Source organism: Modestobacter sp. SYSU DS0875 (assembly GCF_054050915.1).
The window spans coordinates 173,809-189,700 of sequence record NZ_JBJHAH010000001.1 but is presented as its reverse complement, the minus strand read 5'-3'; the positions used below and the strand labels follow the sequence as shown (position 1 = coordinate 189,700).

Sequence of the window (15,892 nt, the reverse complement as noted above, 5' to 3'; positions counted from 1 at the left end):
ACGTCCAACCACCGCCCCCCTCGACGCCTCACATACAGTCGCCGGGCTGAGGCTCAGCGCCACGAGGGAGGGCCATGTCCGTCGGCCAGACACATCCAGCGGGAAGCGTCGTCGTCGTCCGCGACGAGGAGTGGGTCGTCTCCTCCAGCGAGCGCGCCGGTGACGGCTGGAAGGTCCGCTGCGTCGGTCGGACCGAGCTGGTCCGCGGCACCACGGCGACCTTCTTCGACACCCTGGACAAGATCGAGCAGCTCGATCCAGCAAAGGCGGAGCTGGTTCAGGACACCTCCCCCAACTTCCGGCGCAGCCGACTGTGGGTCGAGGCCGTCCGCCGAAAGACGCCGGTTCCGCTGCACGAGCCGGGTCTCACCGTGGCGCAGCACATGCTCCTCGACACCAACGAGTACCAGCGTCAGGCGGTCCAGAAGGCGCTGGATCCGACGCGGCTCCGCCCCCGCCTGCTCATCGCGGACGCCGTCGGGTTGGGGAAGACCCTCGAGATCGGTATGACGCTGGCCGAGCTGCAGCGTCGCGGTCGAGCCGACCGGGTCCTCGTCGTGACACCCCGGCACGTGCTCGAGCAGATGCAGTTCGAGTTGTGGACCCGCTTCGCCATTCCGCTGGTGCGTCTCGACTCCGAGGGCATCGCCAAGGTCCGTCAGCAGCTGCCGGCGAGCCGGAATCCCTTCACCTTCTTCCCGAAGGTGATCGTCTCGATCGACACGCTGAAGTCGGCCAGGTACCGCACCCACCTGGAGCACCATCGCTGGGACGTCGTGGTCATCGACGAGGCCCACAACCTGGCCCGGTCGTCGACGTTGAACAGCCAGCTCGCGCGAACCGTCGCTCCGAACACTGAGGCCCTCATCCTGGCGTCGGCCACTCCGCACAACGGGGACGCCGAGTCCTTCGCCAACCTGGTCAACCTGCTCGACCCCACGGCCATCGTCGACCGGTCCGACTACGACCTGCGCGACATCCAGGACCTCTTCATCCGACGCCACCGCAACTCACCGGAAGTGGCGCGCGAGGTGAACACCACGTGGGCCGCGCGGCCGGTGCCGCAGGTCCTCCCTGTGGTGGCCTCCCCCGCCGAAGACGCGCTCGCCACAGAACTGTCCGAGGTCTGGCTCCATCCCCGCGAGGGGGCAGCGCCCGTGACGGGTCAGGGGCGTCACCTGTTCCCTTGGACTCTGGCGAAGGCATTCCTCTCGTCACCGGCCGCGCTGCTGGAGACGGTGCAGAACCGGCAGAAGACTCTGGCCGACAAGGGAGAGAGCCACACCGCCGAGGGCTCGGCCTTGGCCCGTCTCGCGGAACTGGCGGAGGTGGCGGAGGGCGAGGGCTCGGCCAAGCTCGATGCCCTGCTCGCCCACCTCCGGTCCATCGGCGTCCGGCGTGGCAGCGACATCCGCGTGGTCCTCTTCACCGAGCGGCTCGCGACGCTGCGCTGGCTCAGGCGAACCCTGCCCGCGGCGCTGAAGTTGCCGGACGACGCCTTCGCGGTCCTGCACGGCGGCATGCAGGACACCGAGCAGCTCGAGGTCGTCGACGCGTTCGGTCGCTCCGGTTCTCCCATTCGCGTCCTCCTGACCGGCGACGTTGCCAGTGAGGGCGTGAACCTGCACCAGCAGTGTCATCACCTCGTCCACGTCGACATCCCGTGGAGCCTCATCCGGATCGAACAGCGCAACGGCCGTATCGATCGCTACGGACAGGTCCACCCACCGCAGATCGCGGCCCTGGCCCTCACGACGTCCGACGAGCGTTTCAGCGGCGACGTGCGCGTCATCACCAGGCTTCTCGACAAGGAGCACGCCGCACACACGGCGCTGGGAGACGCAGCGAGCCTGCTCGACCTCCATGACGTCGATCGTGAGGAGGCAGCGATTCGCAAGGCCCTGGCCGAGGGCCTGGATCTGGACGAGGTGGTGCCCGAGCCCGCACAGCTCACCCCTGCGGTCTCGGGGCTCGCGGTGCTCGAGTTCCTCAACGCCGCCGCCGCTGCCACCCCTCCTGCTGTCCCGGAATGGGAGGAGCGGGGGTTGTTCGCCAGCGAGGTCGATTTCCTCCGGGAAGCGCTGCACGAGGCGTTCAAGGCGCCGGCAGCGTCACCGGAGGCGGGCGGCGTCGGATGGCGCGAGCACACCGACGATGGCGTGGCCGAGCTGGTCCCCCCGGCTGACCTGATGACCCGACTCACTGCGCTGCCGCAGAGCTACCTCTCCGAGCGCAAGGTCCGGGATCGACTCCTGCTCGCGACCACGCGTTCGGCGGCCGAGGAGTCGCTACGCCTCGCCCGTGCCGGTGAGACGACCCAGTGGCCGACGGCGCACTACCTCTCGCCGCTGCATCCGGTGCTCGACTGGGCCGTCGACCGCGCACTCTCACAGCTCGGTCGCAATCACGTCCCCGTTGCGCTTGCCGACGTGCAAGTACCGACCGCGATCACGCTCGGCACCCTCAGCAACCACCGAGGCCAGGTCGTCCTCCGCAGCATCGTGGCCCAGGAGTTCCACGACGGCGCCGCCGAACCGATGGTCGTGGAGGACGTCGCCGCGTTGCTGGACGACTCGGGCTTCACGAGAGCGAGCGCCAACACCGGCGCCGAGATCGACCTCCTGCCTCACCAGCCACTGGTTCCGGCCGCCGTGTCGCAGATGCGCCGCTGGATGCAGACGCTGCACGACCTGCGGGTCGCTGCCGTCGTCGAACCGATCGAGCAGGCGAAGGAGCGCATCGCAGGCTGGAGCGAGCAGGCCGAGGCGCTCGCCTCCACGCGGGCCCCGGCGCTGGCAACCAAGTCGCGACGCGACATAGAGCGCATCCGCCGAGATGCGAACCAGCTGGCAGAGAGCCTCGCCGCCCGTCCGGATCCGATGGTCCGCGTGCTGCTCCTCCTGCTCCCCCGGAAGGAAGGCCAGTGATGTCCGGCTTCGACAGCATCGTGGTCGGCAACGACCTCGTCTCCGAGCACTGGCTGGCCGAGCAGTTCCCGGTGACGGTCAGGTCGCTTCGGGCGACGTGGAAGGAGCGCGAGGAGCACAACAAGGCCACACCTCGCTCTGGTCTGCTCGCGCTGGCCAGCAGCTACGGCGTCGACCTGGCACGTCTTCGCGAGCGTGCCGCGATGGATCGTGATGACCCCGACGGCCTGCGCCGGCTGCACGCATCCGTCCGAACTGCGCTTCAGCTGCCGGGCGACGAGGGCGCGTGGGTGGGTGAACGTGGCGGCGCAGAGCTGGCCGTCGCCGCCGTAGAGCCCGGAGCTCCCGAGGGCACTCCTCTCCTGATCCTCCAGGCTTACGACGCCGGCACGGTCGAGGACCTGCTCGACGCCGAGGGCAAGGGTCGGCTGCTCACCCCGGCCCGGCTCGGCTCGGCGACCGTCGAGGCCACGGTCACGGTCATCAGCGAGGTGTTCCAGTGTGAGGAACCGCCCGCCCTGGTGCTGGTGACCGCCGGAGCCTGGCTGCTGTTGGCCGAGCGGGGCAGCTGGCCGGAGGGGCGGTGGTTGGCCGTCGACCTCGCCACCGTGTGCGACCGCCGGGACACGCGAGCAGCCGGGGAGCTGGAGCTGACAGCCGCGCTGTTGTCGGCGGACACCCTCATGCCGGGAGACGACGGATCGACGCTCCTGCTGACCCTCCTCGAGGAGTCGGTCAAGCACGCCGTCGGCGTCTCGCAGGACCTCCGCGACGGCATCCGCGAGTCCATCGAGCTCCTCGCCACCGACGTCCTGCGCCGCCGGCGCCTGGACGGCCTACCCGATGACGTGCCCGACCTGGCCCGCGACCTCACCCGCCAGTGCCTGCGCTACCTCTATCGCGTCCTGTTTCTGCTCTATGCGGAGGCGCGCCCGGAGCTGGGCGTGCTGCCCACCGGAGCGCCCGAGTACTCCGAGGGGTACGGGCTCGACCGCCTGCGCGAACTCGTCCTGACCGAACTCACCACGGAGAGCGCGCAGAACGGACGCCACTTCTACGAGTCGCTCGCCACCCTCTTCCGCCTAGTCAACGAGGGCTACCCACCCGAGATCTTGGACGGGGCGGGCACCCAGACGCTGACGGAGGCGCCGGCGGACGACGGCGGCGAGCTGCGTTTCGAGGCGCTCCGCGCAGACCTCTTCTCGGACGACGCCGTCGCCCTGATCGACGAGGTCGGCCTCGGCAACCGCTGCCTGCAACAGGTGCTGAGCCGGCTGCTCCTGAGCAAGAAGCAGAAGGGGCGCGACCGCGGCTTCGTGTCGTATGCCCAGCTCGGCATCAACCAGCTCGGCGCCGTCTACGAGGGACTGATGTCCTACACGGGGTCGATCGCCACGGTGCCCTCCGTGGAGGTCGCCAAGGACGGCGACCGGAGCAAGGGTTCCTGGGTCGTACCGCAGTCCGCGACCGAGGGCTTCGACGAGTCCTGGTTCGTGCAGGTGACCGATCCGGAGACCGGCGTCCTCCGCCGTGTCACCTACGCCCCCGGCGACTTCGTCTTCCGCCTGTCCGGCTACGACCGCCAGCGCAGCGCCAGCTACTACACGCCGGAATCGCTGACCCAGCTGGTGGTCAGTCACTCACTGGCCGAGCTTCTCGACCAGGACGGCAGGAGGACACCCGCCGCGGACATCCTGTCGCTGACGATCTGCGAGCCGGCGCTGGGCTCCGGTGCCTTCATGGTGGAGGCCGTTCGCCAGCTGGCCGACCAGTACCTCCGCCGACGTCAGGCTGAAGTCGGTACTCGGATCCCCGCTGAGGACTACCCGGCGGAACTGCAAAGGGTCAAGGCGCACATCGCGCTCCACCAGTGCTACGGAGTCGACCTCAACGCCACCGCCGTCGAGCTCGCCGAGATCACCCTGTGGCTCGACGCCATGCACCCGGGGCTCCGGGCGCCGTGGTTCGGCCTCCACCTGCGCCGCGGCAACTCCCTCATCGGTGCCCGCCGGGAGGTCTACACGCAGAAGGAGCTCGACAAGAAGGCGTGGCTCACCACCGTGCCCACTCCCCGACCGTTGAGGACGCAGGTCGCGGCCGGCGAGGTGCACCACTTTCTCCTGCCCGCGGCGGGTTGGGGAGCGGTGGCGGACACCAAGGAGGCGAAGGAGCTGGCCCCCGAGGTGCGGGCCAAGCTGGCGGATTGGCGCAAGAAGGTCACCTCGGTCCTGTCGAAGGACGAGCAGAAGAGGCTGGCCGCACTGACCCAGCGCGTCGAGGTGCTGTGGGGACTGGCGCTGCGTCGTCTGGAGATCGCCGAGGCCGAGGCCCGACGGCACATCGACGTGTGGGGCGCCGACGATTTGCCCGCCGGCACCGGCGCGGTGCAACGCGAGCAGATCGAGGCGGTCCTCACCGACCCGGACGGTGTCTACCAGCGGCTGCACCGGGTGATGGACGCCTGGGCAGCACTATGGAGCTGGCCGGTGACCACGGACCTCGCTCCCCCCACCCGCGAGCACTGGCTGCGTGCGCTGGAGATGCTGCTCGGCACCGTCAGCAAGGCGGAGGCGAAGGCCGGTCGAGGCATGTTCGCCGACGTCGAGAGCTGGGACGATCTGGACACCGCCGAACACGACGACCTCGCCTGGAGCCAAGCCCGCCGGGTCACCCGAGTCTTGGACGAGCACCCGTGGCTGCGCGTGTGCGAGCAGATTGGAGGGCGCGAGGGCTTCTTCCACTGGGAGCTGACCTTCGGCCCGGTCTTCGCCCGCAATGGGGGCTTTGACCTGCAGTTGGGTAACCCGCCGTGGGTGCGTCCGGACTGGGATGACGCCCTCACGTTGGCGGAGGCCGACGCCTGGTTCGGCTTGGCCGAGAAGCCGTCGGTCGCGGCCGTCAGAGACCGCCGGGCGGCTGCGCTGGCCTCCCCCGCCGAGACCGACCGCTACCTGGATGCCCGAGCCGCACTGGCTGGGCTGAGCGAACATCTCGGGAGCAAGGTGGATCGCCCGCTTCTCGCTGGCACGCAACCAGATCTATATCGGTGTTTTATGGACCGCACGTGGCGAACGATGTGCCCGAATGGGATTGTCGGCCTCATTCACCCTGAGTCTCATTTCACCGAGGGTCGCGCCGGTGGCCTCAGGCGACAAACTTATCCGCGACTACGTCGACATTGGCAATTCAGGAACGAGCTCCACCTCTTCGAGATCGACAACAAGAAGACGTACGGCGTGCACATCTATGGAAAAGAGGATGGCGTCCAGTTCAAGCACGCTTCCTGGATCTACCATCCAGCCACGGTCGACCGCTCCTTAGAACACGACGGCACTGGGGAGCACCCTGCTCTGAAAGATACCTCCGGCACATGGGACGTCCGACCTCATGCCGCGCGGATTATCACCGTTACCGAAGATGTACTAAGAAGCTGGGGACTCGTTAACGAGGAGGCAAACACCCCAGTACTCGAGACACGCATGCTCTATCCCGTCACTGACGCCAGCCAAAGCGTTTTACGAAAGATCGCGGAAGCTCCGAGGTTCGGCCTTGTGGACTTCGACTGGTCCACGGGCTGGCATGAGACTTCCGATCGCGAGCGCGGATTCTTCCGCAGTGCGTCCAACGTTCCATCGACACTAGCTGACACCATTCTTCAAGGTCCGCATTTTGGAGTCGCGACCCCTTATGCGAAGGCCTCCAATCCTACAATGCGAAGCAATAAAGACTACACGCCGTGGGATCTGGAACTCCTTCCCGAGGACGCCATTCCGCGGACCAACTACCAAAGGGCAGTAGACGAAGGCGTCTTCGTCGCCGGATACAGGACTTGGCGCGGCAAGCCGTCCAATGAGTTCTTTCGACTTGCGTGGAGAGATATGGCAAAGACATCCAATGCCCGGATGCTGTTCCCGGCGATAATCCCGCCAGGCCCAACTCATGTGCATACCGTTCGATCACTCACAACGCGACCGATTGAGGACACCGTGATCGCCGCAGGCATGTGGGCATCCATAGTCGTGGACTACCTCCCGAAAATCACCGGCACTACGAATATAACTGCAGAGTTCGTATCACGCCTCCCTCATCCCCGTGAGCATCCAGCAATTCCAGGCTTGATGCTAAGGGTGCTTCGACTCAACTGCATGACGAGGGCCTACGCATCTCTCTGGGAGACCCTTTACGAAAGCTCATGGCGAAATGACTCGTGGACCGCAAGCATTTCAGGGTCCGCACTCGGCGCCGTCTCTGCCGAGTGGTCAGCTGTCACGCCATTGCGACTAGCGAGCGAGCGGCGCCAAGCTCTCGTGGAACTAGACGCATTGGCAGCAATAGCCATAGGCATCTCCGCAGAAGAGCTTGCCACCATCTATCGAACGCAGTTTCCGGTGCTTCAGAAGGACGAGCGTGGAGTAAAGATTGACGCCAATGGTCGCCAAGTACCCGCTGACGTCGTCAGGGAGTACGAACAGAAGGGTGAGCGCGCCCGCCTTGGGCGGTATGCCCCCCCCTTCACCGGGCTTGACCGCCAGGCCGAGATGGCCATCGCCCACGCCGAGTTCTCCCGCCGCCTGGCGATGCGCTGAGCCACACCTCGTCAGGCGCGCCAGCGTCGGATCGCCCGGTCGGGTCGTCGAAACCAGCGACTCGACCGGGCGACGGCTACCAGGATGGCGAAGTTCTTACGCATAGTGTGGGCGCCGTGACATGGAACGGGGAAGGCCATGCTGCCGTCGCTGGTCGCTGAGGAGCTGCGCGCCTCGCTCACGAGCTTTCTGGGCACCACGTTCGCGCTCGCAGACGAAGACGTCCGGGCTGAACTGGAGCGATTCATCGCGGACGAGGAGCACGGCGTCTTCCGCGGCCCCTTCGTCCGACTGCGGTTGCCCTTCAGACCGGCAAAGGACGGCTGGCAGAACCTGCTCGGCTTCGTACCGCGTGGCTTCACTCCGCACCGCCACCAGGCCGAGGCCTGGCAACGGCTGTCGTCCCTGCATCACCCGCCGCAGCCGACGCTCGTCACCACGGGCACCGGATCCGGGAAGACCGAGAGCTTCCTCGTCCCGCTGCTCGACCACTGCCGGCGCAACAGCCACGTCCCGGGCATCAAGGCGGTGGTGCTCTACCCCATGAACGCCCTCGCCAACGACCAAGCCCGACGGGTGGCCGGGTTGGTGCACGACCACCCCGACGAGCTCGGCGGTGTCCGGGTGGGGCTCTACACGGGGGACTCCCCCGACTCCTCGGCCATGTCCGAGGGCTCGGTCATCGGCAACCGCCACGAGCTGCGCAGCAACCCGCCGGACATCCTGCTCACCAACTACAAGATGCTGGACATGCTCCTGCTCAGGAGCGAGGACCGACCGCTGTTCGAGGGTGCAGGCCACTCGCTGCGCTACCTGGTGCTGGACGAGTTCCACACCTACGACGGCGCCCAGGGCACCGACGTCGCCATGCTCCTGCGTCGTCTCGGCATGGCGATCGGCACCACCGGGATCGACGGTCCTCTGACGGGCATCGCCCCCGTCGCGACCTCGGCGACTCTCGGGAACAGCGCGGGCAACACCGAGGCACTCCGCGACTTCGCGGAGACGGTTTTCGGGACCACCTTCTCCGCCGAATCGGTGGTGGGTGAGAACCGGCTCACCGCGGAGGAATGGGCAACCGGGCCCCGCGGGTCCGTCCCTCTCCTCGACCAGGTCGCCGAGGCCCTCGCACTCTGCACGTCCCACGAAGAGGTCGTGGAGGCGGCACAGCACGTCTTCCTCGGTGCGGCCGCCGCGGACGAACGCGCGCTGGGCACACTGCTCCGCGCGCACCCCCTGACCCGTCGTCTGGTGACGGCCGCCGCCGACGCCCGGCACCTGGCGGACGTCGCCGCCGAGATCGAGCCCGGCTGGGCCGCACGCCCCCGCGAGGCCCGCGCAGCCGTCGCGGCCTACCTGGCGATGTTGAGCGAGGCCCGGGACGAGAACGGCCGCCCGTTGCTCGCCGTGGACGTGCAGCTGTGGCTCCGAGAGGTACGCCGGGTCCTCCGCCGCCTCGACGTCGCGCCGCGCTTCGAGTGGTTCGAGGGCGTCGCCCCCGTGCACGGCCAGGCCATGGCGGCGCTCTTCTGCCGCCATTGCGGTCGCTCCGGCTGGGGCGCCGCCGCCAAGGCAGCGGGCGGCTACGGCATCAACCCCGACAACGTCTGGCGCAGCTCGATGACCGAGAGGCGGCTCCAGCGGGCGTGGATCTTCGCGCCCGGCGAGGGGGCCGCCGGCGACCCCCGCGTCCAGTGGGTCGACGGCGACACCGGGGAGCTGTCCCGCACCGCGACAGGGCGGCACACCACCGAGGTGCCCGTCATCGTCACCCCGGACGACGACGCCGCGCGAAAGGACCGGTGCCCGCTCTGCGGACTGGACGACGGCATCCGCTTCCTGGGGTCCAGCGTTGCCACGCTTGCCTCCGCGGCGCTCGGGCACGTCTTCGCCAGCCCCGACATCGAGCCCGTCCAGAAGAAGACGCTCGTCTTCACCGACAGCGTCCAGGACGCCTCCCACCGCGCCTCTTTCATCGAGTCACGGGCCTACGTGTTGAACCGGCGCTCGCTGCTACTCCGCGCCATCGGACCGGACGGCTGCACGCTCGATCGCGTGGGCGACAACCTCACGGCAGCAGCGCACACCTCGGAGGAGCGTTACGCCGTCCTGCCCCCGGACCTGAAAGAGCACGCCACCTTCCGCCGCTACTGGCAGGAGGAGCCCGTCGGCGAGATCGTCGCAGCCGTCGCGAAGCTCATGGGTTTCGCCGCGACGCTGGAGTTCGGCCTCTCGGCCCGTGTCGGCCGCACACTCGAACTGACCGGCGCAGCGACGGCTCACGTCCACGTCGAGTCGATGTCCGACCTGGTGGACGCCGTCCTCGAGACCGTCGAGGGGCTCCCCGTGCAGACGGCCCTGGAGGACGCCGCCCTCACCGTCCAGCTGGAACTGGGCGGCCGAGGTGGGCCGGCGACCGTCCGATGGGCCCGCGGAGTCCTCGAGCGCATCCGACTCCAGGGCGGCATCGACCACGCCTGGCTGGACAAGTACGCCGCCTCGGGCGGGGATCGCTACAGCATCTGGGGCGGACGACCCCGTCGAGAGGGCATGCCCGCGTTCCCGCGGGGACGACCGGCACCGAGCTTTCCCACCACGGCCGCCGCGTCCGAGGCCTTCGACACCGTGACCGGCCCGAAGGGCTGGTACTCCCGGTGGACGGCGCGAGCGCTGGGCGTGCCGACCGTCGATGCACCCCGTTACGTGCGAGCCCTCCTCGACGCGTGCACGTCCGCGGGCGTGCTCACCGTCGTCCAGACGGACGGCAAGAACCGGGTGTGGAGGCTCCCCCCGTCACGGGTGCAGGTGCGCCGAACCGAGGGTCGGCGACCGGGAGTCCTCCGTTGCACGGTCTGCTCGAGCGACGTCCCGGCACCGGACGAGGTCCTGGCCGAGCTCGACGGCGCGCCCTGCATGCGCGTGGCCTGCCCGGGGGCTTACGCGGTCGCGACGCTCGAGCCGGACTACTACCGGGACCTGTACCGCGCCGGTCGCGTCCGTCGGATCGTCGCGCAGGAACACACGTCGCTTCTCCAGGCGGACGAGCGGGTCCTGCTGGAGAAGCGCTTCAAGCAGCCGACGCAGGGCGCCAGCGACCCGAACGTGCTCACCTGTACGCCGACACTCGAACTCGGCATCGACATCGGCGACCTGACCATGGTGGCCCTGACGTCGATGCCGCGATCGACCGCCTCGTACCTGCAACGCGTCGGCCGAGCGGGCCGGCTCACCGGCAGCTCGCTCGTCCTGTCCCTGCTCCCTGCTCGCCCGCTCGAGCTCCAGCGACTGGTCGATCCGCTCACCATGATCGCCGGCGACGTCGTCCCACCGGCCTGCTACCTGGACGCCGTGGAGATCCTCCGCCGTCAGTACCTCGCCTCCCTCGTCGACCGACAGGCGCGCTCGGAACAGCCCCGCCCGATCCGGCGGGCGATGGACGTCTTCGCCGGCGGGCTCTCCCCCACGTCCTACCTGGGTCGGCTGATCGCGGACGCGCGGGCACATGCGGAGGACTACGTCACCGAGTTCCTGCAGGGGTTCGGCGACGCAGTCTCCAAGGAGACCGCCGAGGACCTGCGTCGCTGGGCCGGCGTCGACGCGGGAGCCGAGGTCCCCGAGATCGAGCGCGCAGTCGAACTTGCGTGCAAGACCTGGATGGAGGACGTCGCAGAGCTGGACACCAGGAAGAAGGCCCTGCAGGCAGAGGCCGACCGGATGGACCAGCTCCCGTCCCTCGATGACGCGCAGAAGCGCGACCACAAGCGCACGCTCGGGGAGTTGGCCGCGATCCGCCGGACGCTGTCCGAACAGCGGACGTCGTACTGGATCAGCGTCCTGGAGGCAGTCGGGTTGCTGCCCAACTACGCCCTGCTCGACGACTCGACCCACCTGGATGTGGCCCTCTGGTGGACGGACGAGGAGTCCGGAGCCGCGGAACGCAGCGACGACACGTACGTTCGGGGCAGTCGTACCGCCCTCAGTGAACTCGCTCCCGGCTCGACCTTCTACGTCCGCGGGACGTCGGTGGAGATCGACGGGGTGGACTTGGGCAGCAGCCGCAATCCGGCGACCGAGGACCGGCGCTACTGCCCTTCCTGCGGCTGGTCGGCACCGGCCAGCACGGTCGTCACCGCCTGCCCCCGCTGTGACGACCCCGCGGCCGCGGACACCGGCCAGATCGTCCGCACCCTGCCCTTCCGCAAGGCCTCCGCCTATGCGTCCCGGGAGCTCGCTCAGCGGGACGAGGACAGCGACGACCGTCGCCGGACGTCGTTCACGGTGATCACGACCGTGGACGCGGACCCCGCGGACATCGCCGTCGCCTGGGGCCTCGAGGACTTCCAGTTCGGCGCCGAGGTCCTGCGTCGTGCCGACATCCGGTGGATCAACGTGGGGCCGTCGGCCCGCAACGGGGCCTCCCTGCGGATCGCGGGCACCGAGGAGGCCGCACCTCGATTCGAGGCATGCACCTCCTGCGGGGTCGTCTGGGCGGCGCAGCGCGGGGTGAACAGCGCCGCCGAGGCGCGTCACCGTGGGTGGTGCTCCCAGCGTCGGTCGCCTCGCGCCGACGGCTGGACGAACGTCGTCCTGACCCACACACTGCGGACCCAGGCGGTACGCCTCCTGGTCCCCCCGGTCGTCCTGGTGGACCGGACACTCCTCACGTCGTTCCGCGCAGCGCTCCTGCTGGGCCTGCGCGAGGTTCTGGGCGGAGATCCCGACCACCTCGACGTCGTCACGGCCGTGGACCCCGCGCCCGGCTCGGTGGAGCGGTGGGCCATGGTCCTGCACGACACCGTCCCGGGCGGCACCGGTTACCTCGCCCGCTTCGGCGAACCGGAGGAGGTCCAGCGTCTGCTGCAGGCTGCGCTAGACGCGTTGCAGGGATGCTCGTGCCGGGACGACGACGTCGCCGCCTGCCACCGCTGCTTGCTGCCGCATGTTCCCCCTCACATGGCCGAGTTCGCCCGCCGTGACCGCGCCGTCGAGCTGCTCGTCGACGTCCTCCGCGACTGGGTCCCGCGGGAGATCCCGTCACTGCGTGACATCGAGGTCGGCCCGCACGACACGCCCATCGAGCGTCGCTTCCGTCAACTGCTCATCCGTTGGGCGAAGTCCCAGGGCGCGTCGGTGACCACCCAGGCCACCAGCTTCGGGGACCGCGCGGACGTGGTCTTCCCTGCAGCGCTCGGCGGACTGCGTTGGAAGCTCACACCCCAGGTGAACCACGGTTTCGTGAAGCCCGACTTCGACCTCGTGACCGACGACCCCGGCGTGCCGACGATCGCCGTGTTCTGCGACGGGGTGCGGTACCACGCCCACTCCGACTGCAACCGAGTGGCGGACGACGCGGTGAAGCGTCACGAGCTCCGTGAGCAGGGTGTCCTGGTGTGGGCATTGACCCATCGTGACCTCGACGCGTTCGAGGCGGCCCTGGACAGCACCGGGGCTGCGCGCCCGGGTTGGGTGACGCCCGAGGTCGCGACAAAGACGTCCGAGTACGGGGTCCAGCTCTGTCAGGCGGGGGACGTACACGCCACTGCGGTCCTCACCGATCCCGTCTCGGTCCTCTGCGCCTTCCTGCTGCGACCGGCCCCCGCGAGGTGGGCACCTGCGGCGCGGGCCGCTGTGTTCGCGCTGACGACGGGCTTCTGGACCGACGCGGTCCAGACCGAAGGAGCGGCACTCCCGGCGATCCTCCGTGCCGACATGCTCGGTGAGCCTCTGGCCGCCCCGCCGGGACCGCACCAGGTGCTTGTGGGCCGGACCGCCGGAGGCGCAGCGCTGGGGATCGACCTGCGCGGACTGACCGACGTACGAGCCGTCCTGGCCGTCGACGACCGTGATGGCGTCGTCGGAACCGATGGCCACCTCACCGCCTGGCGGGACTGGCTGTCGCTCGGCAACGTCCTGCAGTTCCTCGAGCCGTCGGCCTTCCAGTCGAGGAGCATGGGGGCGCTCCCCGCCGATGCCACCGTTGCCGTCCCGGTGGCCATGAGTCCTGCATGGCGGGAAGTCGCCTCGACCTTCGAGGGCGCCATCGCAGACCTTCTCCGGGAACTGGCCACGACCGGCGTCCCCGTACCGGAAGCAGGCCTGGAGCTGTCGGACGGCGAGTACGTCCTGGACCTCGCCTGGCCGGCGGCCCGGGTGGCCGTCGCGGCCGACGACGAGCCGGATCGTGACGACTGGTTGACCGCGCAGGGGTGGACCGTCGTCCCGGTCGACGCGAAGCAGGTCCTGGCCGCTCTCACCCGTGCAGAAAGGGACTCCTGATGACCGTTGTCATCGCGAAGCAGTACGAGAAGGACCTGCGCGTCGACGGCTCCATGAAGGCCCGTGCCTGGGACTTCATGATGAAGCTGAACAACGACCCCGACGCGGTCGGACTCGACCTCAAGATGCCCCAGAACGTCGTCGACCGACGCGTCCGCACCGCACGGGTGGACCAGAACTTCCGAGCCGTGCTGTTCGCGCTGCCCAACGACATGCTGGTCATGGCAGCCATCAAGCCCCACGACGACGCCTACGAGTACGCCGGCTCCGTCCGTCTGGAGATCAACGCCGCCAACGGCGCGATGGAGCTCATCGCGGAGAAAGCGATCCAGCGCGTCGTCCAGGAGTTCCGGGGAAGGCCGCGCCCCCTCGATGCGCCGCAGGTCCTCCCCTTCACCGCCGCCGAACTGATCGACGTCGGCATCCGCGACGACATCGCCGAACAGGCCGTCCGGGTGGCCAGTGAGGACGAGCTCCTGGCCCTCGTCGTCGACATCCCCGAGTGGCAGCAGCAGGCGCTGCTCGACCTGGCCACGGGCAAGAGCCTCGTGGACGTCCGATCCGACTACGGCATCGGCGACGAGCCGACGGACGACCCCGAGCAGTCGCTACAGCGGCCCGTGACCCGGATGGAGTTCGTGACCATCCAGGACGACGACGAGCTGCGGCGCATGATCGAAGGAGACTTCGAGGAGTGGCGCACCTTCCTCCACCCGCAGCAGCGCGTCCTCGCCGAGCGGCCGGTCTACAACGGGCCTTTCCGTCTGGCCGGCGGCGCGGGTACAGGCAAGACCGTTGTCGCCCTGCACCGGGCCGCCTTCCTGGCGCGGCAGCCGGGTGCCAAAGTGCTGCTCTGCACCTACAACCGGACGTTGGCGGGCGCGCTCGACTCGCAGTTGCGCAGGCTTGCATCCTCCGAGGTCTTGGGACGGATCGACGTCCTGGGCGTCGACCAGGCCGTCAACCGAACGGTGCGGGAGAAGGACCGTGACGTCCCCCGCCTCGCCGACGCCAAGCTGCAGGAGCGCCTCTGGGCCGACGCCGTCGCATCGGCCGACGTGCCGCCGGACCTGGTACCCGTGCTGACGCCGGAGTTCATGGCAGCGGAGTTCCGGGCCGTCATGCTCGGCATGCCGTCGCTCGCGCGGGAGAACTACTTGTCCGCCAAACGGCCGGGCCGTGCTGTTCGGCTCAACCGCGTTCAGCGCACCGCTGTGTGGCGTGTCGTGGAGGAGTTCCAACGCGGTCTCCGAGCCGAGCGCTCGACGACCTTCGAGCTGCTCACCGCCCGCGCCGCCGAGGTGGCGCCAGCTCGTTACGACCACGTCGTCGTCGACGAGGGCCAGGACCTCCACGCGGGCCACTGGCGATTCCTCCGGGCCCTCGTGGCCCCGGGAACGAACGACCTGTTCATCTGTGAAGACGCGCACCAGCGGATCTACGGCGAACGCCTGATCCTCAGCCGGTACGGGATCGAGACCCGCGGACGCTCCCGCCGCCTCACGCTGAACTACAGGTCGTCGCGACAGAACCTCCGCTTCGCCCTGGGTGTGATCTCGGGTGCCGACATCGTCGACTCAGAAGGCGAGACGGAGACGGTGGCCGGCTACCGGGCTGCGTTCGACGGTCCGAGGCCGACCAGCCGCGGTTTTGCCACGCAGGTCGAGGAGGCCGACCACCTCGTGGCGACGGTGAACGGCTGGGTGACGGGAGACGTCGCGCCCAGCTCCATCGGCGTCCTGGTCCGGCGTCAGGCGGATCAGGAGCGCGCACGGCAGGCCCTGCAGTCCGCCGGCCTGCCGGTGGAGGTCCTCGGTAGCACCCAGCAGTCGACCCGATCGGCCGTCGTCATCACGACGATGCACCGGGCGAAGGGCATGGAGTTCTCCCGAGTCGTTGTTTTCGGCGTGGAGTCGACCATCGTCCCGCTGCGCTTTCTGCTGGATCAGGCGCCCGAACCGGAGAAGGAGACGGCGCTGGCCAAGGAGCGGTCTCTGCTCTACGTGGCCTGCAGCCGAGCTCGTGACGAGCTCGTGGTGACCTGGAGCGGCATGCCCTCCCCCTTCCTGCCGGAGACGGCCGTGGCATAGCGGGCCAACCCGT

Annotated in this window: 4 protein-coding genes; all 4 read left to right on the top strand. The window is 68.9% G+C overall.

What is annotated here, in order from left to right; translation table 11 throughout:
- The first annotated feature begins 74 nt into the window (after positions 1-74).
- The 4 genes from ACI79Y_RS00835 to ACI79Y_RS00820 all read left to right on the top strand — a co-directional run bounded on the left by ACI79Y_RS00835 (position 75) and on the right by ACI79Y_RS00820 (position 15,879).
- Positions 75-2,927, top strand: a complete 2,853-nt coding sequence (locus ACI79Y_RS00835; RefSeq protein ID WP_457156671.1) for an SNF2-related protein — start codon at positions 75-77, stop codon at positions 2,925-2,927.
- Entirely contained in the window at positions 2,927-7,513 is a 4,587-nt protein-coding gene (locus tag ACI79Y_RS00830) for a DNA methyltransferase (protein ID WP_457156670.1), read from the top strand. The genes ACI79Y_RS00835 and ACI79Y_RS00830 overlap by 1 nt, the downstream gene beginning before the upstream one ends.
- Positions 7,514-7,651: 138 nt before the next feature.
- Positions 7,652-13,789, top strand: a complete 6,138-nt coding sequence (locus ACI79Y_RS00825) for a DEAD/DEAH box helicase (RefSeq protein ID WP_457156669.1) — start codon at positions 7,652-7,654, stop codon at positions 13,787-13,789.
- Positions 13,789-15,879 (top strand): 3'-5' exonuclease, encoded by a 2,091-nt coding sequence (locus tag ACI79Y_RS00820; protein WP_457156668.1) that lies wholly within the window; start codon positions 13,789-13,791, stop codon positions 15,877-15,879. The genes ACI79Y_RS00825 and ACI79Y_RS00820 overlap by 1 nt, the downstream gene beginning before the upstream one ends.
- The last annotated feature ends 13 nt before the right edge of the window (positions 15,880-15,892 follow it).